This is a genomic window from Cupriavidus sp. 01L45, assembly GCF_056399885.1.
Genome location: NZ_JBFTSG010000003.1, coordinates 19,710 through 44,108, shown reverse-complemented (window position 1 = coordinate 44,108; position 24,399 = coordinate 19,710). Strand labels below are relative to the sequence as shown.

The window sequence follows — 24,399 nt, the reverse complement described above, 5'->3', positions numbered from 1 at the left end:
GGCCGCCCCGATGGCAATTGCCGCTTTCAATTTTCCCGTTCCCAGTACTGACCACCTGCGCCGGCCGCACTCGTCCGGCAACGGCACGTGGACCGATGGCGCACCGTGCTACCCGATTATCGAAGCCCTGATGGCCGGCGCCGCGCGTGGGTCAGGCGCGCCGCTGGACTGTATCCGCCTGGCGCTGGACGCGGCCGGCGCGCTGGGCCGTGCCGATCCGGTGACCTCGGTCCAGCCGGCTCGCCTGCAAAGCTTCGACGGCGCGCTCTACCGCACCGGCACCGGCGCGTGGACCATCCTCCACAGCGATCGCCTGGCAGCGTCGGATGTGCGTTTCATGATCGCTTACCTGCTGGGCCGCCAGCTTCTTGGCGGCAGCGAGATGGACTACGTGGAGTGCGCGAACGCCGACGTGATGGTCATGCCGGAAGATGACTCCGCTGGCGGCCTGGCCTACGCCTTTGCGAGCCGGTTGCTGATGCCGCTCAATGCCTTCCGCCTGGCATTGCCCGGCGCGGTGGACCTGGATGTGCTGGCCGGGCTGGCCGAACGTCTCTGCCTGCCGGTGCATCATGTGGCGCGGCGCTGGTTGTCCTATACCTCCCGCAGGGCCCGGCTGACCTTGCGGCGCGACGGTATCACGCTCGGCACCTGGGCCAGCGAGACGGCATTCGGGCTGTGGGGCGAGGGCCTCGACGGCGCGAAGGGCTTGCGCGCGGCGCCACAGACGTTGCGGCTCGACGACGGCGCCAGCATCGAGCTGGCCGTGGGCCCCAGGCATCTTGCTGCGCGGACCGGCGCGTACCAGTGCGCAGCCTTTCCCCGCTAACCCAGGCCACCCCCGGCCGGGCGCCGGCGTCAGTGTTCGTGATGCAGGTACTTGGCCTGCCGCGGCAGGCGGAAGCTGACCATGAACACGATCACCATCATCACCGTCACGTACCAGTAGAAGCTCGATTCGTGGCCCAGGGATTTCAGGTCCAGCGCGACGTATTCGGCGGAGCCGCCGAAGACCGCGTTCGCCACGGCATAGGCCAGGCCCACGCCCAGCGCCCGGATCTCCGTCGGGAACATCTCGGCCTTGACGATGCCGCTGATGGACGTGTACAGGCTGACGATGGCCAGCGCCAGGGAAATCAGCACGAAGGCGACGAAGGGACTGTGGACGCCGCCCAGCGCCGTGAGGATCGGTACGGTAGCCAGCGCTCCCAGCGCGCCGAACAGCAGCATATTGTTGCGCCGCCCGATGCGGTCGGAGAGCGCGCCGAACAACGGCTGCATGCACATGTAGAAAAACAGGCAGCCGGTCATCACGTAGCTGGCGGTCTTGATCGACATGCCGGCGCTGTTCACCAGGTACTTCTGCATATACGTGGTGAACGTGTAGAAGATCAGCGAGCCGCCCGCGGTGTAGCCGAGCACCGTGAAGAAGGCCGCCTTGTGATTGCGGAACAGCTCGGTCAGGGTGCCGGCCTCCTTGCTCGCGCGGGTGGCGGCAGAGGTGGTTTCGTGCAGGGTGCGGCGCAGGAAGAGCGCCACCACTGCCGTGACGGCGCCGATCACGAACGGAATGCGCCAGCCCCAGGCCTTGAGTTCCTGCTCGTCGAGAAACTGCTGCAGCACCACCACCACGAGCACCGCCAGCAACTGGCCGCCGATCAGCGTGACGTACTGGAACGACGAGAAAAAACCGCGCTGGCCCTTGAGCGCCACCTCGCTCATATATGTGGCGGTGGTCCCGTACTCGCCGCCCACCGAGAGCCCCTGCAACAGCCGTGCCATCAGCAGGAGCGCGGGCGCCCAGGCTCCGATGCTGTTGTAGGTGGGCAGGCTGGCGATCATCAGCGAGCCGCAGCACATCATCGTCACCGAGATCAGCAGCGAGTTCTTGCGGCCATGCCTGTCCGCGATACGGCCAAAAAGCCACCCGCCGATCGGCCGCATCAGGAAACCCGCGGCAAACACGCCCGCGGTATTCAGCAGCTGCGCCGTCGGGTCGGATTTGGGGAAGAAGGATCCCGCGAAATAAATGGCGCAGAACGCGTAGACGTAGAAGTCGAACCACTCGACGAGATTGCCGGATGAGGCGGCGACGATGGCGTAAATGCGCTTGCGCTTTTCCTCGGCGCTCGGCGGTGCGTCGAGAAGGGGGGCGGACAGGTCAGTCATGATTTGTCTCTTCCTTTCGGCATGCCGCCCCACGTGAAGAGCCGTGGTGCGAGATCGGCACGCAGGATTCCAGTGTAGTGCGCTTGCGCCGAACTGCCGGGCCGCCGTCAGGCCGGGAACTGCGTGGTGGACAGCACCTGCCTGAGCATCAGGAAGTCAAAGACCTGCCGCACGCTGGGCAGTTACACCAATTGCCTGGCGTGCAGGCGGTTGAAGCTTTCGCTGGCCCGAGTGCGCAGCAACCCAGTCCGTGACGGCCGATCCGCAACCGGCCTGGGGCCAAGCGTGGAGGGAGCCGGGGGAGGGGTGCGATGCCTGTGAAGAACGGCGTATCGCCTGGATTGGACCGGGAGGCGTCCGGTGCGCGGGGAGCATCGCCGCACATAAACGATGCTGGCCGCATCGCGCGGCTGGGCAAGCGCCGCTAAGCCGCTTCAGTTGCGAGGCGCCTGGCCTGGACGGCTGTTTTCGACGTGGATAGCGCCTCTTGCTACCACTTGCCGCCTTATTGCGTGGGTTCTTGCGTTTCTTGTGCTTCTTGCGGCCAGACTCCGTCCACATCCCTTAGCAGATGACCTGCCAGGATGTAGTCGCCCAGTCGGGTCGCCTTGGCTTCGAGATCAAGCAGTTCATGATCGGCCAGCGTGCCGAGATCGAACTGGCAATACAGGTTGCGCTGCCGGAAGGTGGTCTTGGTTTTGGCCAGGCCCTCGATCAGGGCTTCGCGCGAATGGACAGCAATGCTTTCCTGTCCGCGGTATTGCACTTTGATGCCGCGCTTTTCTCCGAGCCGGCCGAGTTCGACGGCGTCCTGCCATCCGGTTTCATAGTCCAGCTCAAGCGCCAGCACATCTTTCGATGCGAGAAGCCGAAGCGCTTCTGCTTTGCTGCTAGCTCGCACTATTGACATCCACACCTCTTATATCGTCTTATACTGTACGAATATACAGTCAACGCGTCATTGCGGCAAGGGGTTGCCCCCCGGCCCTTTGGACTACTCTTGGGCTACCGCGCCGGCGGCGTCTTCCGCCGCCCCGCGGTACCGCTATTTTCCTCCAGTCTGGCCCTTTTAGGGGGCGGGTGTGGTCTCGGTGGCCGCACTATCCGCCTTTATGGTCGCTCCGGCATTTTGCGCTGCCGTGACAGAAAAATCGCCCGCATAGACATGCACCACCCGCGCCGGGTCCAGGTACCTGCGGATTACCGCGTTGACCTGTTCGACGGTCGCCGTGGCGATAGCTTGCTCATATTCCGTGACAAAGCGCATCGTGCGCCCCAGGAATAGCTGGTTGGCCAGCGCGCCGGCCAGTGCCGAATCGCTGGTGCGGGAAAGCGTGCCTAGCTGCAGCAGGCCGCTCCTGGCTTGCGCCAACTCCTCCGGCGTAATCCCGGTATCCGTAAGGCGGGACATTTCCTCTTCGACGCCGCGCTTGAGTCTATCCAGGTTCTGCGGCGCATAAAGCGCTTGCATGCCAAACCTGCCGTTGGTGTCGAGCGCGCCCACTTGCACGAAACTGCCGACACTGTAACTGATGCCGTCGCGTTGGCGTAGCCGATCCGCAAGCCGGCCCTTGAGCGCGTTGCCGCCGAACACGCGATTGGCAATGACCAGGGCCGGATAATCCGGGGAATTGCTGGTCAGCTCGATCGGCAGGGCGGCCAGGTAGATGGCATTGGCCTTACCAGGTGTCTCCCGGGTCAGGCGGGCGGGCGCGAGCGGTACGAAGGGGCGGTCGACACGCGCATAGGGCGCCTGCGCCTCCCAGTCGCCGAACAGGGTAGCCAGCTGCGCCTGAGCCGCCTCGCGGTCGAAGTCCCCGACCAGCACCGCCTGTCCGTGGCTGGCGCCATAGAAGCGCGTGTGAAAGTAGCGCAAGTCGGCCAGCCGCAGCTGTCTGAGTGCTGCAATATTCTCTTGCGTCGTGGGCACATAACGCGGGTCCCCCAGCTCGTAGGGATTGCTGTGGCGGCCGAGCGCATTCGATGCAACCGTTTCGGGCTGGCTCAGCCCGCTTTCGACGCCGGCAATGGCGTTGGCACGCAGCGTCTCGAACTCGGCGGCTGGCAGGCTGGGTTCGCGCAAGATCTCGCGCAGCAGCGCCAGCGTCTCGGCAAGTGTTTCCCGCCGCGCCTCGAAACGAACGTTGACCGATTCGGCGTCGCCCTGGATCGACACCACTGCCCTGAGCGCATTCAGCCGGTCGGCGATCTGCTGCCGTTCCAGGCGAAGGGTGCCGCGCATCAGCATGGCGGCGGTCAGGCTGCCGGCCGCGTCCAGGCCCTGCAGGCTGTTCACGTCGCCCATGCGCAGGATCAGCATGCCATTGACGGTCTGCCCGCGGCTGGGCTTGGGCAGCAAGGCGAACTGCATGCCGTTGGCCAGCTTGCCGCGCAGCGTATGGGCCTCGATATTGTCCGGGCTCGGGTCGAACGCCGGCACCGCGGCCTTGGCTGGCTTGGCCTGGTAGGCGGCCACCAGCGCGGCGATATCCGGAGCGGCGGGCACGCTGGCCGACGCAGGCGTCTCGGCTGGCTTGTCCCCGGGCATGTCGAGCGGCACGAAGCGTCCCAGCGTGCGGTTGCTGGCGCGCAGGTAGTTCTGCGCCACCCGCTGCAGGTCGGCCAGCGTCACGCGCTCGGCCTGCTGGCGCGCGATCAGCAGCAGGCGCCAGTCGCCCTTGGCAATCGCCTCGGACAGGGCCACGGCATAGCCGGAGGGGTTTTCCAGCAGGCGCTCGTAGCCGTTGAGCATGCGGGTGCGGGCACGCTCCAGTTCCACCTCGGTGACCGGCCGCTCGGCGAAGCCCTCGACCTGCGCCACCAGCGTCTGCCGCGCCACTTCGAGATCCTTCGACTTGCTCAGCCCGGCGCCGAACAGGACCGAGCCGGGATCCTTCATTGACGATACCGAGCCGAACTGCCAGCTGGCCTTGCCGCTTTCCACCAGCGCCTTGTACAGGCGGCCGCCGGAGCCATCCGAGAGGATGTCCGCCAGCAACTGCATGGCCACCGCATCCGGATGGGCGCCGGGGGCAATGTGGTACTGCACGGCCACCACTTGCGAGTCACCGACGCGGCGCAGCGTGATCTCGCGCGCGCCTTCCTGCGGCGGCTCCACGGTGTACTGCGCCGGCAGCGTGCGCGCCGGGCGCGGGATCGCGCCGAAGTGCGTGCCGATGCGCGCCAGCGTGGCGGCTACGTCGAACTTGCCGGCCACCACCAGCACCGCGTTGTCGGGCTGGTAATAGCGGCGGTAGAAGTCCTGCAGGTTGCCGATGGCGACATGCTCCACGTCGCTGCGCGCGCCGATCGGCGCCTTGCCATAGTTGTGCCAGCGATAGGCGGCCGAGCGCATCTGCTGCATCAGCACGCTGCCGGGGTTGTTCTCGGCGCGCTCCATCTCATTGCGCACCACCGTCATCTCGCTGTCGAGGGCCTCGCGGGCGACGAAGCTGTTGACCATGCGGTCCGCTTCCATCTTCAGCGCCCAGTCGAGATTCTCATCGCTGGCGGTGAAGCTCTCGTAGTAGTTGGTGCGGTCGAAGGCAGTCGTGCCGTTGAACTGCATGCCGCGGCGCGTGAGTTCCTGCGCGATGGTGTTGCCCGGCAGCGCTGGCGTGCCCTTGAACAGCAGGTGCTCGAGCAAGTGCGCCATGCCGGTCTCGCCATAGTTCTCATGGCGGCTGCCGACGAGGTAAGTCATGTTCACGGTGGTGACTGGCTGCGCCGCGTCGGGCGCCAGCAGTATGCGCAGGCCGTTGGGGAGCCGGTACTCGGTAATGCCCTCCACGCTGGCCACTTCGACCGGCGCGGCGGAAGACAGCCTGGCACCTGCTGCGGTCGCCGGGACTGCCGGGGCGGCGGCAGGTACGGGTACGCTGAAAGTCAGGGCCAGCAGGCAGGAAAGGCACTTGAACGTGAGACGCATGCGGAATTCGAGGTGTGGATTGGCTCCCTTGTCGCGGAGATCTGTGCGATTCTGCGGGGCGCGGCAAGGCAGCGGTAAGGTCGGCCCGATGGCTGATTCTAGCTCTTGCCAGGCCCGTAGCGGCATGGCGCAGCGCTTTTCAGCCGGTTCGCAGTGAATTTGGGAATATTCCGCATGCTTCAAGCCGCGGCAGGGCACCGGGTGTCCTGAATCAAAATTCGTTGAATTCAGGTTCAGGACATCAAGACAAGATGCCAGCGGATTGCTGCTCCGGCCGGTCCCCGTCAACAGACCGGCAGCGCACCGGCATCATCCATCGTCGCTCTCGCCCTCCTGCTCATCCAACGCGGCCAGTTCGCTCAACACCAGCGTTTCGTGCGCAAGCACGGTCACCAGCGAAAGCAGATGGCCCTGGGTCTCTTCGGTGAGGTTGCAGAAGGTGCCGCCCGCCGCGTTCTCGATGGCAACCGACAACAACGCATTGAGCTGCGCGGTCTTTTCGGCGGCGAGGCTTAGCGGGCTTTCGGATGGGGCATGCGCGGTCAGGAAGGTATCGCGGCCCGCGCGTTGGGCGGTGATGTTGTAGCGCGGGTAGTAGTTATGCATCGAGTGCCCTCCGTCGGGATGCGCGCAGGCGCTGGCAGATTAGGGGGAGCTTGGGGGATGCGATTTGCCCGGAACGGGCGAGCGAAGACTGGGGCATGGGAGTGCCTCCTCTGTCAGCGTATTTTGACTCCGCTCCCTGCTGCTAATCGGGGTGGGCGGGCGCAAGGCGAGGTTAGCAGACCGGGACAGAGATCCGGCGAGCCCGAAGGCTCCCCCGCCTAGGCCCGCCCATAAGGACGTGCAGAGGCACGACGGACGCAAAAACGCCGCCTGGTGGCGGCTGTCCGCCTCTGTCATCCGGGCTGCTAAACCCGGCCGCTGTGGTTGCAGCGACGAGCGAAGTATAGCGTGGGGCAATGCGGCCCAACCCGGCCGCAACAAAAAGTCACGCCCGCTACGCCATCAAACCACCACCGGCACCAGATCGATCCTGCCGGCCGTCCAGCCGAGCAAGCATGCTTTCCCGTCGGTGATGTGGGACTCAGCCCCGGCCAAGCGTTCTGCGCACCTTTTGAAGCATCGGCATTCCAGCACCTCAACCGGGCGCCTGAGGGCGCAGTGCCGTCGGTTCGATGCCGAACATGCGCTTGTGCGTGCGAGTAAGGTGAGCCGAGTCCGCAAATCCTGCCTCATGCGCAGCTTCGGTCCAGGATGCGCCCGACATGACCGCCTCGACGGCCAGATTGATGCGCAGCCATAGGAGATACGCTCTGAACGAGCTCCCGGTCCCGGCGACGAACAGATGCCGAAAACGACTCTCCGACAGGGCGACCACCGAGGCCACGTCATTTAATGAGAGGGGATTTCGAATGTTCGACCGGATATAGTCCAGGGCCCGGCTAAGGCGCGGGTCCATGTCCTTGTCCGGCCTCGTCGCGGTCCCACACAACTCTGCAACGGCCAACGTTGCTGCCTCGACCATGTCTTTGGCCAACTGGCTCGACTGCAAAGCCTCGGACAGCAACCTGGCAGCCGCGCGGGCACCTGCGGCCGGGAGTTCAGCGACGGCATTCGAACCGAAGCGTGCCGTGAGTGCGCGCCCGGCGCTGGTTTCGGGTTCCACGAAGAGATGGGCCATGGTAGCGGCGCCAACAACTTCGAACTGGTGCGTGCATTCACTGGGGACGATGGCGGCCTCGTAGTCAGTCCAGGCACCATCAGCCGTGGTGCGAAAGCGGAAGCTACCGCGCAACGCGATGACGAGTTGATGGGCATGGTGCCCATGCCATTGCGTTCTGCCCTGACCTTCGCCTATCCAGAGAATGCCGCCTTGCCATAAGTAGCTGCGACCCGTGGATGTGACGGCCGAGAAACGACCGTGCGCGATGGACGGTTGCGCGGAATCGCCCTGCAGTGCTGTCACGATGCGCCCCCCCTCAACTCAGCCGTTTCGTTCAAGTTCATTCCGTGCGCGGCCCCGACAATGGCTCGCATATTAGCAGCCCATCCCGGACACCCACGATGTACCGCTCTACCTTCGCCTTTCAAATTCGCCCCCACGTCCAGGCCGAGCTCGATGCCGCAGCGGCGCACGAAGCTCGGGGCGAGTCAATCTTGGCGTTCACGCATCTCGAGCGCGCCCACATCCTTGGGCAGGAATCCACTGTGGAACACGTGCGCACCCACTGTGCGATGTTCCGCTGGGCGCTCCGCCAGAACATTGCGGGCGAAGCTTTCGGCCAGACCTGGCGAATCGTTGCCGCGGCATTGAAAACCTGGCCGGGTTGGGTGCCCATCGGTAATACCGGCGGTGCCAAAGTCAGCGGCTTCAAGCCCATGCCGGTTCCGGCAGACCTGCAGCAGCTCATCGACGCCGCTCGCTCAGTGCACTAGCGGCCACGACGCGCCATCGACGGCGCCCCCGGATTCCCGACAACTTCTTTAGGTGCCTCATTAGGGCACCCGGACTTAGCTCATTCCATCGTCATCGGAAAAAAGGACCCAACCATGTTCAAACTCTCCGCGCCGACCGCGCTCGCAGCAGTCGCCTTCTCCCTTCTCACCGCCGCCTGCGGCACACCGCCGGCGAACCTTGACCTTTCCCTGCAGCATCCTAGTTCCCAAGGCCAGTTCGTTGTCCGCATGGACCCTCCGGCTTCGGGGCCAGCTATCAACCAGATGCACGCATGGCAGGTGCACCTGGAGACACCCGATGGAAAACCTGTGTCGCGAGCCGTGATTGGCTTCGACGGGGGCATGCCGCAGCACGGCCACGGCTTCCCTACCAAGCCTCGCATCACACGCGAGGTAGCGCCTGGCGTCTACGCACTCGAAGGCATGAAGTTCAGCATGACCGGCTGGTGGGACATGCGCCTGGCAATTCAGGCCGGGGATGTGACCGACGGAGCCGTGTTCAACGTCATCGTCGGGGACTCGGGGATTCAGCGCTAAGCGTCTTGGTCAGGGAGACAGTTTAATGAGCCAGCTCCACAAATCCAAGCTGCCTGCGTCACGGCAGGCGAGCAAGCGCGGAAGGCTGACGGGCGCACTCGCCGCTGTGGCCGTGGTCCTGGCCCCGCTTGCCTTGCTTACCGGCTTCGGACGTGCCGGCGACGCCATGGACGGCGCCGCCTCGTGGTCGCAGGAGGAACGGGCCGTCCTATCCTCAACGCGCCTTAACAAGCTTCCCGCACCGCCGCCCGACCCGTCGAACGCCGTGGCGGACAAGCCAGAAGCAGTCGCGCTCGGCAGGCGGCTGTTCGCGGATGCACGCCTATCTCGCAACGGGGCGGTGTCGTGCGCCAGTTGCCATGCGCCCGACCGCCAGTTCCAGGACGGACTGCCTCTCGGAAGGGGTATCGGAGTCGGGAAACGCCGGACCATGCCAATCGTGGCGACGGCGCACAGCCCGTTCTTGTTTTGGGACGGTCGCAAGGACAGCCAGTGGTCTCAAGCGTTGGGTCCCTTAGAGGATGCTGTTGAGCACGGCGGCAACCGCGTCCAGTTCGCCCGGGTCGTGCGGACGCACTACCAGCGGGAGTATGAGTCGCTGTTTGGCGCCCTCCCGAACCTGCAGGATCTGCCGGCCGACGCGAGCCCCCTGGGCGGCGCCGACGAGAAGCGCGCCTGGTCTCGGCTGACGAACGAGCAACGCGATGCCGTCAACCGCGTCTTCGCCAATCTCGGCAAAGCCATCGCGGCCTACGAACGGACAGTGACCTACGGTGAGTCCCGCTTCGACCGGTACGTTGACGCGGTTCTCATAGGTGACCGCGCGGGCCAGAAAACGTTATCGACCCAAGAGGTCAATGGCCTTCGTCTGTTCATCGGCAAGGCTCAATGCGCGACGTGCCACAACGGCCCGCTCCTGACGGACCAGGCCTTCCACAACACGGGCGTCCCGCCCAGAGAGCCAGCACGCCCGGACAGTGGCCGCGCTCCCGCCACAGCCAAGGTCTTGGCGGACGAGTTCAATTGCCTGAGCCGCTACAGCGACGCGCCACCGCAAGTCTGCCAAGAGCTGCGCTTCATGGCCACCGGCGAACCGGGCATGGAAGGCGCCTTCAAGACCCCGAGCTTGCGCAACGTGGCACTACGGGCTCCGTACATGCACGCGGGCCAGCTCGCGACCCTGGAAGAGGTAGTAAGGCACTACGTGCGTTCGCCGGCAGCGGCTGTCGGTCATTCCGAGCTGGCACATGGTGGCACGGGGCACGCCGAGCGCAAGCCCATCCGCTTGACGGAGGAGGAGATGCGCGATGTTGTCGCGTTCCTGCGGACCCTGTCGGGTCCCGTCATGGAGCGTTCTTCTCGCTAAGAACCGAGAGGGTTGCCCTATCATTTCAGCCGCGTTGCACTGGGGAAGATGGACGCAGGTTCACCCCTCAGCCATGGCGCGCGACCATACCCTCGCGGGCAACGCATTGATTTGCGTACTGATACAGGTACTCCTGGGCGAAGCGGAATGCGTCCATCGGCAGCGTGCTGGCTCCATGCCTGCGAACCGCTACCTTCGCCGCGCGCAGGGCATTGAGGCGGAGGTCACGAAATCCACGTTCCGTCGCGGCCACGTAAATGCGGCAAGTCGTCGCAACGGCGACGGCTGGAAAGAGTAGCTTGCGGACGAGCGGATTGGAATCGGACGAATCCGTATTTTGCTGCGGAATCTTCGCAAAAATATGCATTGCATTTTAGGACTTGTCTGATTGATTTCCATGAGGAATTACGTGCAAATGGAGGGCGAATTTGCGCACATAGCCCATCCTGACGGAGATCGTATGCAGGAAGACAAACAGCCCATCTGCAGTTGGGCGGCCCAACCATGAAGCGAAGCACTGCCTGCGTTGGCGACGCGCTGGAGCGCGGGGGGAAGACCCTGCCTGATGCAGGCCAGGCTTACTGCGAAGCTTGCAACAGCACCGGCACGATTGCCAGGTCCGGGCCGGGATCTTCGGGGAGGGTGCCTGATGCAGCCGATCAAGACAGTTAAGGTGCAACATGCGCCCGTCGAGGACCGGGCGCCGGCCAAGGTCGATTTGCCGCCGCCGCGCGGCACCCTGTATTGGGGCGGTGCCGGGCTGGACGGCGGATATGTTCAGCCGCTGCTCGATGCGTTCCGGAAGGCGGGGATTGCGCACTGCTTCGCTGGACTGACCCATACCGCCAGAGCGGCCATGCCAGATGGATACGAGTTCGCTGGCACGTTGCTTGATGCCATCCATTCGGGAATGCTGATCCGCTCACGCGACGACAGCGAGTGGACGATTACGGGGCGCATGGCGGCGGAGGCGCCGCAGTTCAACCTGATCGGTTACAGCTACGGCTCTCTCCTGGCCGCGCAAACCGCATGGTCATATGCCCGCGCCGGCCACGTGATCGACCATTTGGTATTGGTGGGCTCGCCGATTGAGGCGGGATTCCTTGCGCACCTGCGCAGCCACGAGAACATCCGCAAGATCGTGGTTATCGATTTGAAGCAGCTCGGAGACCCGATCTACGCCGGAATGCCCTGGCGCGCGCTGGTCGAATCGGCACCGATGCTAAATATGCAGATGCTCGCCGGCAAGGGCGAGGGGCACTTCTACTATGCCCATGTTGTGCGAGACAGCCCGAAACGATGGGCGGCACTTGCCGAGCGCGTTGCGGCGGAGGGCCTTGAATGACGACGCGCAAAAGGGCCGTGGTGCGCATCGTTGACTGCATCGCCGTGCTTCTCGCCCTGGATGGGTTCGCCTTTGCGGTGGCCACCATGCTGACACCGATAACTCGGCAGCAGGTGACTACGGGCGCCCTCGTCGTCTATGCCGCGGTGGCATTCCTTCTGGCTGCCGTGCCGCTGCTGGTGGGGTTGGTGTTTGTGCTGGTGGCTATGGTCCGGCGGTCCGCTGGCGCATTCTCAGTTCCTACTGCATCGGGTTCGCGCTGTTCGGCGGGGGGGAGTCTTCGTGTCGGAGTGGATCGCCGCGCGTCTCCCATAGTGAACAAAGCCATTCTTGGCCGAGGATGGTTCGCGCTCCGCCGCCAACTCGATTGCAAGCTGGCATGGAATGGTCGATACCTGATTCCTTCAAAATGAAAGCGAAGATGCTAACCTTGATTGCCGCGATGCCGGCACTGATGTCGATACTGTATGTTGTGTATCGAGTTTAGAACCGCCATGCACCGGAAGTCATGTTGACCTGTGGATTGATTCTTGGCTGACCAGCAACAATACTCCCGCCCTGTTTCAACAGCGCGACATAGCAAGCGATATTTTTCCATTTCACCGAGGCCCCTCCGAGCCAGCGCCACCTCACGCCTGATCCACATCGCTTGAGGCGCGGCAGGTCAATACACGCCGTCCAGGCAAATGTCCGAATCCAGCTAGTACCGCCCTCGCAACGGAGTAGCATGCTGGCTATGAAACTCGATCCGGACACCTGCTACAAGGCCGTTGCCTCGCACGACCGCCGCTTCGACGGGCGCTTTTTCGTGGGCGTGTCGTCCACCGGCGTCTACTGCCGGCCGGTGTGCGCCGTGCGTACACCCAAGCGCGAGAACTGCTCCTTCTACGAAACCGCGGCGGCCGCCGAGAAGCAGGGCTTTCGCCCCTGCCTGCGCTGCCGTCCCGAACTGGCGCCGGGGCACGGTCTGGCTGATCTGTCGGGACGGCTGGCCCAGGCGGCGGCCACGCTGATCGACGATGGCTTCATGGCCGATGCCGGCGTCGCCGCCCTGGCCGCGCGCATCGGCGTCACCGAGCGCCACCTGCGCCGGCTGTTCGATGCGCAGTTCGGCGTCTCGGTGCTGGAGTACGCACAGACCCAGCGGTTGCTGCTGGCCAAGCGCCTGCTGACGGATACCGCGCTGACGGTGACCGATGTGGCGCACGCCGCCGGGTTTGGCAGCGTGCGGCGCTTCAACGACGTGCTCAAGACGCGTTACGGGCTCACGCCGCTGGCGATGCGCAAGCGCGCCGCCGACAGCGTGGCCGAGGAACTCGTGTTCGAGCTGGGATACCGCCCGCCGATGGCCTGGGCGGCCTTCCTGCAGTTCCTGGGGGTGCGGGCGGTGGACGGCATCGAGCAGCTTGCCGATGGCAGCTATGCGCGCACGCTGGCGATCGACAGCGGGGGCCGCACGCATCTCGGCTGGCTGCGGCTGGCGCATGTGGAGCGCCGCCATGTGATCAGGGTCACCTTGTCGGGCTCGCTGGCGCACGTGATTCCGCAGGCGCTGGGGCGCGTGCGGCGTTTGTGCGACCTGGGTTGCCGGCCCGATGTGGTCGATCAGCACCTGGGGCCCCTGGCGGCCGGGGTGCCCGGCATGCGCCTGCCCGGCGCGGTGGATGGTTTCGAGATCGCCGTGCGCGCGGTGGTGGGTCAGGTGATTTCGGCGAAGCATGCCCGCACCCTGCTGGCGCGGCTGGCCGAGCGCCATGGCCGCGTGCTGGCGCAGCCGGCGCCTGCCCTGCGCCTTGCCTTTCCCGACGCCGCCACGCTTGCCGCGGTGACGCCGGAGAGCCTGCGCGAGATCGGCATCCCGCTGGGCAAGGGCCGGGCCATCCACGCCATCGCCAGCCGCGTGGCGACTGGCGAGCTCAAGCTGGAACCCAGCGCCGCGCCGGAAGACACGCTGGCGCGCCTGCGTGCGATCGACGGCGTGGGCGACTGGACCGCGCAGTACGTGGCCATGCGCGCGCTCGGCTGGCCGGACGCCTTCCCGGGCACCGACTATGTCTTGCGCAAGGTGCTCGGCATCGCTACCGTGCGAGGCATGAGCCAGCACGCCGCGCAGTGGGCGCCGTGGCGTGCCTACGCAGCCATCCACCTGTGGCGGCGCCACGAAGACAGCAAGCCGGGACAAGAAGACAAGGAAAGGGGCGCACCATGATTGCATACCGTATCGTCGCCAGCCCGCTGGGCGAAGTCCTGCTGCGCGCCGATGGCGCGCGCTTGAGCGGCGTGTTCTTTGCCGGGCAGAAGTACTACCCGGCGGCGGCCACGCCGGATACCGATGTACCCGCCGCCGCGAAGCCGGTCTTCGAGCAGGCGGCCGACGAGCTGGCCGATTATTTTGCCGAACGCCTGCAGGCCTTCTCGGTGCCCATGATGCTGGCCGGCAGCCCCTTCCAGCGCAGCGTCTGGCAAGCGCTGTGCGAGATCCCGTTCGGCGAGACCACGTCCTATGGCGAACTCGCTGCCGGGCTCGGGCTCCCACCGACCCATGCGCGCGCGGTAGGCGGCGCGGTGGGGCGCAACCCCTTGTCGGTGATCGTGCCCTGCCACCGGGTGCTGGGCGCCAGCGGCGACCTGACCGGATACGCCGGCGGCACTGACCGCAAGCGCGCGCTGCTCAGGCTGGAGGGCACGGCCGCGGCAATGGCGCTGCCCATCCTGCGCCAGTCAGCGTTGGCGTTTGCGTGAGCGGGCACGGCGCAGGCGCCGCCGCGCAAGTTGGCGAGAGGATACCGATGGCACGCCTGTTCGTGGCAATCGAAGTCCCGCAGGCGCTCGCCGGCGCGCTGCTCGCGCGCGTGCCCCGCGTGGCGGGTATCCGGCCGGCGACGCTGAACCAGATCCACCTCACGCTGCATTTCCTCGGCGAGCAGGACGAAGCCGCGGCGATGCGCATCGAGCAGGCGCTGGGGACGGTGTCATGCGCGGCCTTTGCGCTCACTGTGAAAGAGGCAGGCTATTTTCGCGGCCGGCGCGCGAGCGTGCTGTGGGCGGGGTTGGAGTCCAACGCGGCGCTGGATGATCTGTACGCGGGCGTGGAGCGGGCGCTCGCCGGGAACGGTATCGACACGGGTATCGGGCACGATGAGAACAACGCGTTGCCGGACTCTGGCTCAAGGCCTCAGGCGCGCTTCCATCCGCATATCACGCTGGCCCGTTGCGCGCCCGCCGTGGCGCACGCCACGCTGCAGGCATGGCGCGGCTCGCAGTCCGGGCTGGTGTGCGAACCGTTCCACGTCGATCGCTTCATCCTGTATCAAAGCCATCTCCTTCCCGGTGGCGCGCAGCATGTGTGCCGGCGCGCCTATGCGCTGAATGCGAGCGAGGATCCGCCGGCAGGCTGATGGCGCATTCGGCTCAAGCCGTCACGCCAGGTTGCTCAGGCCAAGCGCAAGGCCAAGCCCAAGCAGCGCCGAGCCAATCACGCGGTCCAGCACACGCTGTCGCTTCAGCATCGCGGTGCGCAGCGCGGGCGTGGTGAAGCAGCACGCAATCAGCCCGAACCAGACCAGGTGCGCCAGCGACATGAACAAGCCATAGCCGAACTGCACGGACAGCGGCGTTTGCGTGTTCACCACCTGCGTATAGGTGCTGACGACGAACAGCGTGGTCTTGGGATTGAGCGCATTGGTGAGAAAACCCATCTTGAGCGCGCCGGACGAGGTCAGGGCAGCAATGCCCCCATCCGCCGCGAGCGGCGCCGCGCTGGCGTCCGGCACGCGCTTGCGCAAGGTCTGGATGCCAATCCAGATCAGGTAGGCGGCGCCGAGGATCTTGACCACGGTCAGCAGGCCATGCGCGTGCTCCATCAGCAGCGCCACGCCGAACATCGTGTAGAAGACGTGCACTTGCACGCCCAGCGCGATGCCGAGCGCGCAAAGCAGCCCGGCCCTGCGGCCATGCAGATAGCTGTTGCGCATCACCATGGCGAAGTCGGGGCCGGGGCTGATGACGGCCAGCACGGTGATGGTGGCGACGGCCAGGAGTTCGGTGAGGGGATGCATATCGTGTGAGTATCTCTGACGGAGATGGGCGGGGAATCTTGCGGCCCATGTTTGAAACCAGGATGGGAATGTCGCTATTTTCAGAGTCCACGCGGTGCGCCACAACCGATTTATACTCGTGCAAATCGGTGAGTAAAACTGATACATCAAGGCAATCATGCACTGGCTGGGCGGGATACGTTTTTTCGAGGCGGCGGCGCGGCACCAGAGCTTCATGCGGGCAGCCGACGAACTGCACCTGACCCACGGGGCGGTCAGCCGCCAGATTCGCCAGCTGGAGGAGGCGCTCGGCGTGGCGTTGTTCGAGCGGCGCAACCGGGCCGTCTTCCTGACCGAGTCCGGACGCATCCTGCATGCCGCCGCCACGCAGTCGCTGGAAGTCCTGGCCACGGCGGCCGAGCGCATCCGCGCGCACGGGCAGCACAAGGCGCTGGTGCTGTCGTGCGAACCCACCATTGCCATGCGCTGGCTGATTCCCCGCCTGCCGCGCTTTGCCGAGGCGCATCCGGGCGTGACGCTGCATCTGATGGCCGCCGGGGGAGCGGTCGACTTCGCCCGCAGCGGCGTGGACCTTGCGCTGCGCCGCAACGATTTCCACTTCGGCACGCAGCTGCACGTGTGCAAGATTGCCGAGGAATGGGTGGGCGTGGTGTGCCGCGCCGGCACCCCGGCGGCGCGGGCGCCGGCCTTGAGTTCGCTCGCCCGCCTGCACACGCGCTCGCGTCCCGATGCCTGGCAGCGCTGGGCCCGAGCCACCGGCAGTACGCAGCGCTTTGGCGCGGATGCCTGGTACGAGCATTTCTACCTGACCATCCAGGCCGCCGCCGCCGGGCTTGGCTGCGCCATCGCCTCGCGCCTGATGGTGGCTGACGAGATGGCCGATGGCCGCATCGCCGCGCCGCGTGGGTTCGTGCGCGACGGCTCGTCCTACCACCTGCTCTCGCCGGTGGCGTTCGAGCGCGACGAGCGGCGCCGCGCAGTCCGCGACTGGCTGTGCCAGGAGGCGCAAGCGTCGCTCGGCGCGGACCCGGCCACGGCAGCCGTGCAGGCGGGCACGGCAAATGGCCGCCGCCGCGGCAAGAGCGCAACGGACCAGGGGCGGCGTGCAAAGGCATCCTAGATCACAGGCCGGCAAAGCCCGGCGAGTCCGCGCGGATCGCCGATGCGTAAACCCGCCCGGGCGGGCTACCCCACGGAAGTCTGTCTCAAGTTTTGCCACACTCCGCCGTTGTCCAAACAAGAGCTTGCACAGCGGCGGGCGCCGCGCTTAACATGCGGCGCTGGCCGCTCGCACCCCGGTTGTATTTCGATTGCAACCCGGTAAGCGGGCAGCCCGAATTCCCCGTCGCAAGCCAGTCTGGCGCGACGCAGGCCTCTCTCAGACGTTTGCGTGATTTTCATGAGTCTCCAAGATTCCCCGGAGCAATCCGAGCTTGACGCCGGCGCGTTGCCAGACGACCGCTATCGCCTTACCCATTCCTCGCAGATCGGCACGGTGCTGCGCGACCTTGCCTGGCAGAAGTGCAGCCTGAACGTGCGTGCGCGTACCGCCCACGAGATGGTCACCACCGTGCTGCATGTGGACCCGGCCAGCCGCACTTTTGTCTTCGACTGGTGCCGCACCGAGCCCGAGCGCGAAGCGTTGCTGGCTTCCAGCGAGAATGCCTTTTCGGCGTCCCTGCGCGGCGTGCCGGTGAACTTCATCATCGGTACCCCCGAAACCACCCAGTTCAAGGGCGGCCCGGCCTTCTCCGCGCCGTTCCCGGAGAAGCTCTACCACTTCCAGCGCCGCCGCCATTTCCGTGCGCGCACGCTGGTGACCAAGGGCTACGTCTGCACAATCAAGATGAGCGACGGCACTGTGCTCACGCTCGATATTGCCGATCTCTCGCTTTCGGGTGTCGGCCTGCGCTCCAAGACCGTGGATGCCACGAAGTTGCCGGTCGGCACCACGATCCCGGGCGTGCAGCTGGATTTCGGCGCGCTGGGCAAGCTCACCCTGAGCCTGCAAGTGGTGGGCCACTGGCTCGCCGGGCACAATGACAGCGCCATCCACCACTTCGGCTGTGCCTTCTCCAATCTCGATGGCCGCATGGAGAACTTCCTGCAGCGCCTGGTGTTCGCGCTGGAACTAGCCAGCCGGGGTTGAACGACGCTGGCCGCACGCAGCGCCGTTCGCTGACGGCGCGCGCCGGCCGGCCGGCTGCCTCGCCTCGCCATGCCGGCATTGCCCGCCGGCGTCTTCCCGATTCTTGTCTTTCCTTCCAGGCATGTCTCCGGCCCGGCAGCCTGGCTGCCAGGGTTCGCCGCTTTGCGCCGATTCGCTAAATTTTGCGTATCCGCAAAATTTGGGTTACGCTTGCCGACATCGGATCTGCCGCTGAGGGGCTTCCCGCAACGGCGCACGCATGGATGAAGGAGGGCTTCGATGACAGCATACGATTCCGCGGATTTCCTGGTGATCGGCGGCGGCATTGCCGGTGCCTCACTGGCCTACTGGCTGGCCCAGGCCGGGCGCGTGATCGTGCTCGAACGCGAGGCGCATCCCGGCTACCATTCCACCGGCCGTTCGGCCGCGCTGTTCATGGAGAGCTATGGCACGCCGCAGGTACGCGCGCTCACCATGGCCAGCCGCGCCTTTATGGACGCGCCGCCGGCCGGTTTTGCCGAGCATCCCGTCCTGAGCCCGCGCGGCGCCATGACAGTGGGCAAGCCGGGCGAGGCCGCCGAACTCGACCAGCATTTCGAGGCGCTGGCGGCGCTTGGCGCACGCGCGCAGCGCCTGGACCGTGACGCCACCTGCGCCCTGGTGCCGGTGCTGCGTGCCGGCAAGGTGCTCGGCGCCGTCCTGGAGCCCGATGCCGCCGACATGGACGTGCACAGCCTGCACCAGGGCTACCTGCGCGGCATGCGCCAGCGCGGCGGCACCCTGGTGTGCGATGCGGAGGTGACGGCGCTCGCGCGCAACCAGGGCTTGTGGGAAGTGCAGGCAGGCGGGCGCGCCTATCGCGCGCCGGTGGTGGTCAATGCGGCCGGCGCCTGGTGCGACGTGGTGGCCGCGCTGGCTGGCGTCAGGCCGCTGGGGCTCACGCCCAAGCGGCGCTCGGCCTTTGTCTTCGCACCGCCCGAGGGCGTGGAGATCGCGCACTGGCCCATGTTCGTCTGCTTCGACGAGACCTGGTACCTCAAGCCCGACGCCGGCATGCTGCTGGGCTCGCCCGCCAATGCCGATCCGGTGCCGCCGCACGATGTGCAGGCCGAGGAGATGGACATTGCCCTTGGCATCCATCACATCGAAGACATGACCACGCTCGCCATCCGCCGCCCGGCCCGCGTCTGGGCGGGCTTGCGCTCGTTCGTCGCCGACGGCGACCTGGTGGGCGGATTCGACGGCCAGGCCGAAGGTTTCTTCTGGGTGGCCGCGCAAGGCGGCTACGGCATCCAGACCTCGGCCGCCATGGGCGAGGCCTGCGCCGCGCTGGTACAGGGCAAGCCCTTGCCGCAGCGCATCGCGGATTTCGGGCTGACCGAAGCCATGCTCGGACCCGGCCGGCTGCGGCGCTGAATCGCTGAAGCACGCAGGCACTCAGGCGCGGCGGCAATCCAGCGCTCAGGCCGCGCTGATGCGGATCCGGTTGCGGCCGGCCCGCTTCGCTTCATAGAGCGCCCGGTCCGTTTGGGTCAGCCACTCCTGATGGCCTTGCATGCGTGTATCGAACGCGGCCACGCCCAGGCTGGCGGTGTGGCCCCGCAGCGCGGCGATCTCCGCGCTGGCGCCGGAGCCGGGTTGCAGCGCGCGCGACAGGCGCTCGGCCATCTCTACGGCCTGCGTCAGGCTCGCGCCGCTGAGCAGCACGCCGAATTCCTCGCCGCCGTAGCGCCCCACCAGGCATTGGCGCGGTTCGCCGCGGCCCGGGGGGTGAAGTTGCACAGTGTGCTGCACCACCAGCGCGGCGAATGCCTTGAGTGCTTCGTCGCCGGCCACGTGGCCGTGGGCGTCGTTGAGTTGCTTGAAATGATCGATATCCAGCAGCACCAGGCTGGCGGCCTGGCGGCGGCCGTTCTTGCAGGCCTGGAACTCCTCGGCCAGCTTGGCTTCCCAGTAGCCGCGGTTGAGCACGCCGGTGAGCCCGTCGAGACGGCTGCTGGCCTCGACCGCCTTGCCGTGCGCAGCCAGGCGGCGCGAGATGCTGTAGGTGGTGCGTCCCAGCGCCAGCGGGTAGAGCACCAGCATGGGCAGGCTGGCCACGATGGTGGTGAGGTCAGCCTCCGGATGCCAGGCCGCGCCGAAGGCCAGCACCCCGGCCAGCGCGCCTGCCAGGTGCCAGCCCAGGCCGCGCAGCAGCAGGCGGGTGCCGCCTGCCGCCACGTTGTTCATGCTCATCATCGACAGGATCAGCACGCTTGGCAGCAGGTTGAATTTCATGCATGCCGCCCACACCCCGCCCAGTGCCGCGTCAATCATCAAGTTGCGGATTTCCGCCAGGAAGGGTACCTCGCTGTGCCTGGACCACCATGCCGCCACGTGCGGCCAGACAAAGCCGTGCAGGAACACCGGCGCCAGCAGCCAGCGCGGCACTCCCGCTTCCAGCATGGCGGCCGCCACCGCGAAGAACCCGATGGCAAGGCCGACGACGCGCATGGCATAGACGCGCCGGACAAAGCGCATGCCCTTGCCCGCCTGCGGATTGGGGGTGCCTGGCGCCACGGCTCAGGCGGCGATCAGCTTGCCGATGGCCGCCGCGGCTTCACGCATCGGCGGCAACAGGCGGGAGATCATCTCGGCTTCCGATACCTGCGCCGCGCGCACGCTTACGCTGATGCCGGCCATCACGGTCCCCGAGATGCCGCGCACCGGCACCGCGATGGCGCGCAGGCCAGGTTCCAGTTCTTCGTCGATCACCACGTAGTCCAGCTCGCGCGCTTTCGCGAAACTGATTTCCAGCTCGGGGCGCGAGATCTTGGTCTGCAGCGTGCGCGGGCGCAGATCGACGTGGTCGAAGAAATCTTCCAGCGCCGGCTCGGCGAGGTGGGCCAGCAGCAGGCGGCCGATCGAGGTGCAGTAGGCCGGCAGGCGGCTGCCCATGCCGAGCGAATAAGTGAGCACGCGCTGCACTTCCGAGCGCACCAGGTAAAGGATGTCGGTGTCGTCCAGGATGGCGAGCGCCGAAGTCTGCTGGATGCGCGTGCTCAGGCTGTCGAGGATGGGCTGGGCCAGCGACACCAGGGAGGTCGACGAGAAATACGCGTGTCCCAGGTGCAGCACGCGGGGCCGCAGCGCGAACTGGCCGGCTTGCTGGCTGACGTAGCCAAGCTGTTCCAGCGTGTACAGGCAGCGCCTGACCGATGCCCGCGAAAGCTGGGTGCGTTGGGCCACCTGGGAGATGGTGAGCGGGCGCTTACGCTCCGAGAAGGCCTCCAGCACGCTCAGGCCGCGTGCCAGCGATAGCATGAAGTTCGGGTCGCCGGAGAAGCTGTTGAGCAGGTCTGCCTGGGGCCGGGCGACGCGGACAGTGGCGGCCGTTGCCTGGCCAGGGCTGGTAGGAGGGGGGGCGTCCATGTGTGCGGGTGCGCGCGGGTTGTTCGATAATCGCGCATCTTAAACCGGCTGGGCGCCTCGGGCCAGCGCTTTTGTCAGGCACGAGCCCGGGTTTGGTGCGAGAAGGGGGCCGGCGGGCAAAAAAAACGTCGCCGTCTAAAATTGGCGGCGACCGGAAGGGGTTCGTCATCAAGACGGGGGCCTTGGCGACGCTTCCAGCATAGGACGTGGCACACAGACATTAAATACAACTTCGGAGGGGATCGGTGTGCCGTCATGGCCGCGCCCGAGGCGGCTGGCGGGATGCCGCGCCCGCCCCCACGGCGGGACGGGTAAAATCGCGTCCTTGTTGCCGCCGCCGTCCCGTCCTCCCGCCGCCAGGCATTGCGTGGTCCGGGCGACGCCCGCAGTCCACCGCGCAGCCCCGAATTGAAGCCAGCCATGACCAATCAGCCCGAACTTTCGCCCGAAACCGATGACCACGACGCCGGCGGGGACAACGCAGACAAGATCCAGGAGCCGCGCCTGTGGCGCGCCGACGGATGGACCGCCCGCGTGATCAAGAACGAGGATGACGAGGGTTGGGCTGTTGCCATGATCAAGGATGGCGAGCCGGAGCCTGCTCTGGTGGGGCCGTGGACCATGGGGCGCGACAAGAAGAACCCCAAGCCGCTCGATGCCAATGCCTTTTCGACGCTGGTCAAGACGGCTTCCGAAGTGCTGCGGCGGCATGAGCAGCAGTTGCATGCCATGTTGCACAAGAGTGTGGTTGTGGATACGGATGCTGCGCGGATCAGTGTGACGCTGGATATCGTGCCGGATGAGGATAATCCTTATGCGGTGCTGAGTGCTGTTGATGAGAATGGGGATGAGTTGGCGCAGGTGCGGGTGTCGGCTGGATTTAAGTTGAGTAAGGCTAGTGCGGGGGATTGGATTGAGGATGAGTTTCGGAAGCCTCGGTAGGGGCTGATTGACTGCAGAGTCAACTTCAACTTCAACTTCAACTTCAACTGCAAAGGCTTAAAGTCAAAGGCAGTTTCACCCCCCTGCGGGGGGCGACCTACTTTCTTGTCTTGCCAAGAAAGTAGGCAAAGAAGGCGCGCCGGATGGGGCGACACCCCCTCGGGATCCGACGAAAAGAGCGGCCGGGACCCAAACTCGCATCGCCTTAAGGCGATACTCAAACATGGGTCCCTCTTTTCCGCTCTTTTCGCCGGATCCCGAGGCGCCCCATACGGCCTGGTACACCTTGACGGCTCGCTTCGCATCGCGGGTCGGTGTTTGCCGCCCCTCGGGCGGTAAACACGGCTACACCGAATCGTTGTTCGGCGGCTGCGCTGTTGTTTTGGCCATCGGATATCGAATGTTTGGCGCTCGCTATGCCGTTGTGCCGCAAGCTTCTGGCTTCGCCTTTCGTGGCGCTGACACGTATTTCGTATCCGGAATCCCGGAATGGCAAACCAAGGCAGTGAAGCCACTGCGCCCTAGCGCCGCGCAGCCGGCGCTAGCCGCGCGATCAGCGTGGCGTGCCGTGGGTGCGTTGCCAGCAGGCTGTCGGTGTCGGCCAGCTCGAACTCGCTGAACTCGAAGCCCGGCGCCACCGTGCAGCCTACCAGCGAGAATCCGGCCGGATCGCTGCGCTCGGCGGCGAACCAGCAGCCCGCCTTGACCACGGCCTGGAAAACCGCGTCGTCTTGCGCGAGCGCGTTGCCCAGCCGGTGCGTGGTAAGGCCGCCACCGTCCTCCAGCACGTGTACGTCGAGCGGGCTGCCCGCGTAGAAGTGCCACACTTCGTCGGAGCGGATGCGGTGCCAGGCGGAGTAAGCGTTGTCGCACAGCAGGTAGTAGATCGCAGTGGAAGCGGCATGGGTGGCGGGGCCGCCGATTGTGCCTTCGCGTGCCACGCGCGCCGCATCGCGGTGGGTCTCGCGGTAGTAGCCGCCTTCCGGATGCGGCTGCAAGCCAAAGCGTTGGATCAACTGGTCTTGCGAGGCAGGTGGGGCAGACATGCGGGGCTCCGGGTTAGGTAGGCGCCATGATGCCCGCACGCGGGTGCGACAGGCAACAGGCCGGAACGCATGGCGCCATCAGGCGGTTGCCACCCGCCAGCCAGATCAGGGCGCGGCAGGATTCGCCGCCGGGCGATCCATGCGCGGCGCGCACCGCTTCGTCGTTGCGCCGGTGCGCCGGATAGACCAGGTAGTGGCCATCGCCTTCGATGACCGGCGGCGACCGGCTGGCGGCCGCGTGATGCGGCGCATGGACGGCATGGCTGAAGCCGCCGGCGCGCGGCTTGCCTGACGTCCGCGCCCGCTACGTTCTTCTTTGCATCCACGCCGCGCTGCGCGGCGTATCTGGTCTAACCGCGCGATTCACGTGCGGCCGGAGCGGCGCGATGCGCTGCCTCCCCGCAAGCCAGCGGCGATCCGCCGATCGCCAGAAGGAGACCATCATGAAGAACCATTGCCTCAAGTTGTTGATGACGTCGGCCGCTCTTGCCGGATTTGCCGCCATGGCGGCTCCCGCACAAGCCACCGGCCCGAAGGACAGCCCCGTGGCGGCGGACCGCTATGGTTACGTTTTCCATGCCTCGCGCTTCAATGTGTACAGCGATGGCGCACGGCTCGACCCGGCCGCGTCCGGCGCCGACGCCAGCCGGACGCGCAAGCCCGATCCGTTCACGGACGGCGCGCGGAAGCTGTCCGGCCTGGACCGGACTGGCGTTTCCTCCGACCCGGCACGGAAGGTCGATCCCTTCCTGGACGGTGCGGAAAAGCTGGCCGGCATGGACCGCACCGGCGTTTCCTCGGATCCCGCGCGCAAGTTCGATACGTTCCAGGACGGCGCCCACGCCTGACGATTGGCGAGCTAGCCCAGCGCCCGGGGCATCGCCCGTTCGTTCAGGGTTTTTGATGTTGGCATGCAAGACAACGCACTGCACCGCGCCGCCTTGGTGGCACACTACTGCCTATGCCCGTCGGCGCGAGCGAGTCGCTC

The 24,399-nt window shown here is 66.1% G+C and carries 25 protein-coding genes; 15 read left to right on the top strand and 10 right to left on the bottom strand.

Annotated elements, in window-relative coordinates:
* The first annotated feature begins 10 nt into the window (after positions 1-10).
* A complete protein-coding gene (locus AC1DT6_RS02670; protein ID WP_441631391.1) occupies positions 11-829 on the top strand; it encodes a M78 family metallopeptidase domain-containing protein in 819 nt (272 codons plus the stop codon).
* 29 nt (positions 830-858) lie between these two features.
* On the opposite strand, the gene AC1DT6_RS02665 is transcribed toward AC1DT6_RS02670, so the two are convergent.
* The 5 genes from AC1DT6_RS02665 to AC1DT6_RS02645 all read right to left on the bottom strand — a co-directional run bounded on the left by AC1DT6_RS02665 (position 859) and on the right by AC1DT6_RS02645 (position 8,066).
* Complete coding sequence (locus AC1DT6_RS02665; protein WP_035874514.1) at positions 859-2,169, bottom strand: MFS family transporter; 1,311 nt, start codon at positions 2,167-2,169, stop codon at positions 859-861.
* A gap of 505 nt (positions 2,170-2,674) precedes the next feature.
* Positions 2,675-3,079 (bottom strand): hypothetical protein, encoded by a 405-nt coding sequence (locus AC1DT6_RS02660; RefSeq protein WP_035874511.1) that lies wholly within the window; start codon positions 3,077-3,079, stop codon positions 2,675-2,677.
* A 159-nt stretch (positions 3,080-3,238) separates the two neighbouring features.
* Positions 3,239-6,097, bottom strand: coding sequence for a M16 family metallopeptidase (locus AC1DT6_RS02655; RefSeq protein ID WP_441631388.1), 2,859 nt, complete (start codon positions 6,095-6,097; stop codon positions 3,239-3,241).
* Positions 6,098-6,406: 309 nt separating this feature from the next.
* On the bottom strand, positions 6,407-6,703 hold the full coding sequence (locus AC1DT6_RS02650) for a hypothetical protein (RefSeq protein WP_441631386.1): 297 nt from the start codon (positions 6,701-6,703) through the stop codon (positions 6,407-6,409).
* 535 nt (positions 6,704-7,238) lie between these two features.
* The gene (locus AC1DT6_RS02645) at positions 7,239-8,066 is read right to left on the bottom strand and encodes a helix-turn-helix domain-containing protein (protein WP_441631384.1); all 828 of its coding nucleotides are present in this window, start codon (positions 8,064-8,066) and stop codon (positions 7,239-7,241) included.
* 98 nt (positions 8,067-8,164) lie between these two features.
* Between AC1DT6_RS02645 and AC1DT6_RS02640 the strand changes: the two genes are divergently transcribed.
* The 3 genes from AC1DT6_RS02640 (at position 8,165) to AC1DT6_RS02630 (ending at position 10,460) form a co-directional block, all read left to right on the top strand.
* Positions 8,165-8,536 (top strand): DUF3703 domain-containing protein, encoded by a 372-nt coding sequence (locus tag AC1DT6_RS02640; protein ID WP_441631382.1) that lies wholly within the window; start codon positions 8,165-8,167, stop codon positions 8,534-8,536.
* A 114-nt stretch (positions 8,537-8,650) separates the two neighbouring features.
* Positions 8,651-9,094, top strand: a complete 444-nt coding sequence (locus AC1DT6_RS02635; RefSeq protein ID WP_441631380.1) for a FixH family protein — start codon at positions 8,651-8,653, stop codon at positions 9,092-9,094.
* A 25-nt stretch (positions 9,095-9,119) separates the two neighbouring features.
* A complete protein-coding gene (locus tag AC1DT6_RS02630) occupies positions 9,120-10,460 on the top strand; it encodes a cytochrome-c peroxidase (RefSeq protein ID WP_441631378.1) in 1,341 nt (446 codons plus the stop codon).
* 67 nt (positions 10,461-10,527) lie between these two features.
* Here the strand turns inward: AC1DT6_RS02630 and AC1DT6_RS02625 are convergent, their stop codons facing one another.
* Positions 10,528-10,827, bottom strand: a complete 300-nt coding sequence (locus tag AC1DT6_RS02625) for a hypothetical protein (protein WP_441631376.1) — start codon at positions 10,825-10,827, stop codon at positions 10,528-10,530.
* 282 nt (positions 10,828-11,109) lie between these two features.
* Between AC1DT6_RS02625 and AC1DT6_RS02620 the strand changes: the two genes are divergently transcribed.
* The 5 genes from AC1DT6_RS02620 (at position 11,110) to thpR (ending at position 15,203) form a co-directional block, all read left to right on the top strand.
* Positions 11,110-11,805: a hypothetical protein gene (locus AC1DT6_RS02620; RefSeq protein WP_441631374.1), complete on the top strand. Its 696-nt coding sequence runs from the start codon at positions 11,110-11,112 to the stop codon at positions 11,803-11,805.
* Entirely contained in the window at positions 11,802-12,218 is a 417-nt protein-coding gene (locus tag AC1DT6_RS02615; protein ID WP_441631372.1) for a hypothetical protein, read from the top strand. Before AC1DT6_RS02620 ends, AC1DT6_RS02615 begins: the two co-directional genes overlap by 4 nt.
* A 323-nt stretch (positions 12,219-12,541) precedes the next feature.
* Positions 12,542-14,014, top strand: coding sequence for an AlkA N-terminal domain-containing protein (locus AC1DT6_RS02610; RefSeq protein WP_441631436.1), 1,473 nt, complete (start codon positions 12,542-12,544; stop codon positions 14,012-14,014).
* A complete protein-coding gene (locus tag AC1DT6_RS02605; protein ID WP_441631370.1) occupies positions 14,011-14,547 on the top strand; it encodes a methylated-DNA--[protein]-cysteine S-methyltransferase in 537 nt (178 codons plus the stop codon). Before AC1DT6_RS02610 ends, AC1DT6_RS02605 begins: the two co-directional genes overlap by 4 nt.
* Positions 14,548-14,594: 47 nt before the next feature.
* Positions 14,595-15,203: an RNA 2',3'-cyclic phosphodiesterase gene (gene thpR, locus AC1DT6_RS02600; RefSeq protein WP_441631368.1), complete on the top strand. Its 609-nt coding sequence runs from the start codon at positions 14,595-14,597 to the stop codon at positions 15,201-15,203.
* Positions 15,204-15,224: 21 nt separating this feature from the next.
* Here thpR and AC1DT6_RS02595 read toward each other — a convergent pair whose 3' ends face one another.
* The gene (locus AC1DT6_RS02595) at positions 15,225-15,863 is read right to left on the bottom strand and encodes a LysE family translocator (protein WP_441631366.1); all 639 of its coding nucleotides are present in this window, start codon (positions 15,861-15,863) and stop codon (positions 15,225-15,227) included.
* Positions 15,864-16,020: 157 nt separating this feature from the next.
* Here AC1DT6_RS02595 and AC1DT6_RS02590 point away from each other — a divergent pair, with 157 nt between their 5' ends.
* From AC1DT6_RS02590 to AC1DT6_RS02580, 3 genes are all read left to right on the top strand, one after another.
* On the top strand, positions 16,021-16,983 hold the full coding sequence (locus AC1DT6_RS02590; protein WP_441631364.1) for a LysR substrate-binding domain-containing protein: 963 nt from the start codon (positions 16,021-16,023) through the stop codon (positions 16,981-16,983).
* A 279-nt stretch (positions 16,984-17,262) separates the two neighbouring features.
* Positions 17,263-18,012: a flagellar brake protein gene (locus AC1DT6_RS02585; protein ID WP_441631362.1), complete on the top strand. Its 750-nt coding sequence runs from the start codon at positions 17,263-17,265 to the stop codon at positions 18,010-18,012.
* Between the two features lie 279 nt (positions 18,013-18,291).
* Entirely contained in the window at positions 18,292-19,428 is a 1,137-nt protein-coding gene (locus AC1DT6_RS02580; protein WP_441631360.1) for an NAD(P)/FAD-dependent oxidoreductase, read from the top strand.
* A 45-nt stretch (positions 19,429-19,473) separates the two neighbouring features.
* On the opposite strand, the gene AC1DT6_RS02575 is transcribed toward AC1DT6_RS02580, so the two are convergent.
* Both AC1DT6_RS02575 and AC1DT6_RS02570 read right to left on the bottom strand, forming a co-directional pair.
* A complete protein-coding gene (locus tag AC1DT6_RS02575; RefSeq protein WP_441631358.1) occupies positions 19,474-20,571 on the bottom strand; it encodes a diguanylate cyclase in 1,098 nt (365 codons plus the stop codon).
* Between the two features lie 3 nt (positions 20,572-20,574).
* Positions 20,575-21,423 carry an IclR family transcriptional regulator domain-containing protein gene (locus AC1DT6_RS02570; RefSeq protein WP_045240097.1) on the bottom strand — a complete coding sequence of 283 codons (849 nt, stop codon included), beginning with the start codon at positions 21,421-21,423 and terminating at the stop codon, positions 20,575-20,577.
* Positions 21,424-21,843: 420 nt separating this feature from the next.
* Here AC1DT6_RS02570 and AC1DT6_RS02565 point away from each other — a divergent pair, with 420 nt between their 5' ends.
* Complete coding sequence (locus AC1DT6_RS02565; RefSeq protein ID WP_441631355.1) at positions 21,844-22,365, top strand: hypothetical protein; 522 nt, start codon at positions 21,844-21,846, stop codon at positions 22,363-22,365.
* Positions 22,366-22,886: 521 nt separating this feature from the next.
* Here AC1DT6_RS02565 and AC1DT6_RS02560 read toward each other — a convergent pair.
* Positions 22,887-23,411, bottom strand: a complete 525-nt coding sequence (locus tag AC1DT6_RS02560; protein WP_441637622.1) for a cupin domain-containing protein — start codon at positions 23,409-23,411, stop codon at positions 22,887-22,889.
* A gap of 139 nt (positions 23,412-23,550) precedes the next feature.
* Between AC1DT6_RS02560 and AC1DT6_RS02555 the strand changes: the two genes are divergently transcribed.
* Positions 23,551-23,703, top strand: a complete 153-nt coding sequence (locus AC1DT6_RS02555; protein WP_441637620.1) for a hypothetical protein — start codon at positions 23,551-23,553, stop codon at positions 23,701-23,703.
* A 151-nt stretch (positions 23,704-23,854) separates the two neighbouring features.
* The gene (locus AC1DT6_RS02550) at positions 23,855-24,259 is read left to right on the top strand and encodes a copper resistance protein CopQ (RefSeq protein ID WP_441637618.1); all 405 of its coding nucleotides are present in this window, start codon (positions 23,855-23,857) and stop codon (positions 24,257-24,259) included.
* Positions 24,260-24,399: the final 140 nt, after the last annotated feature.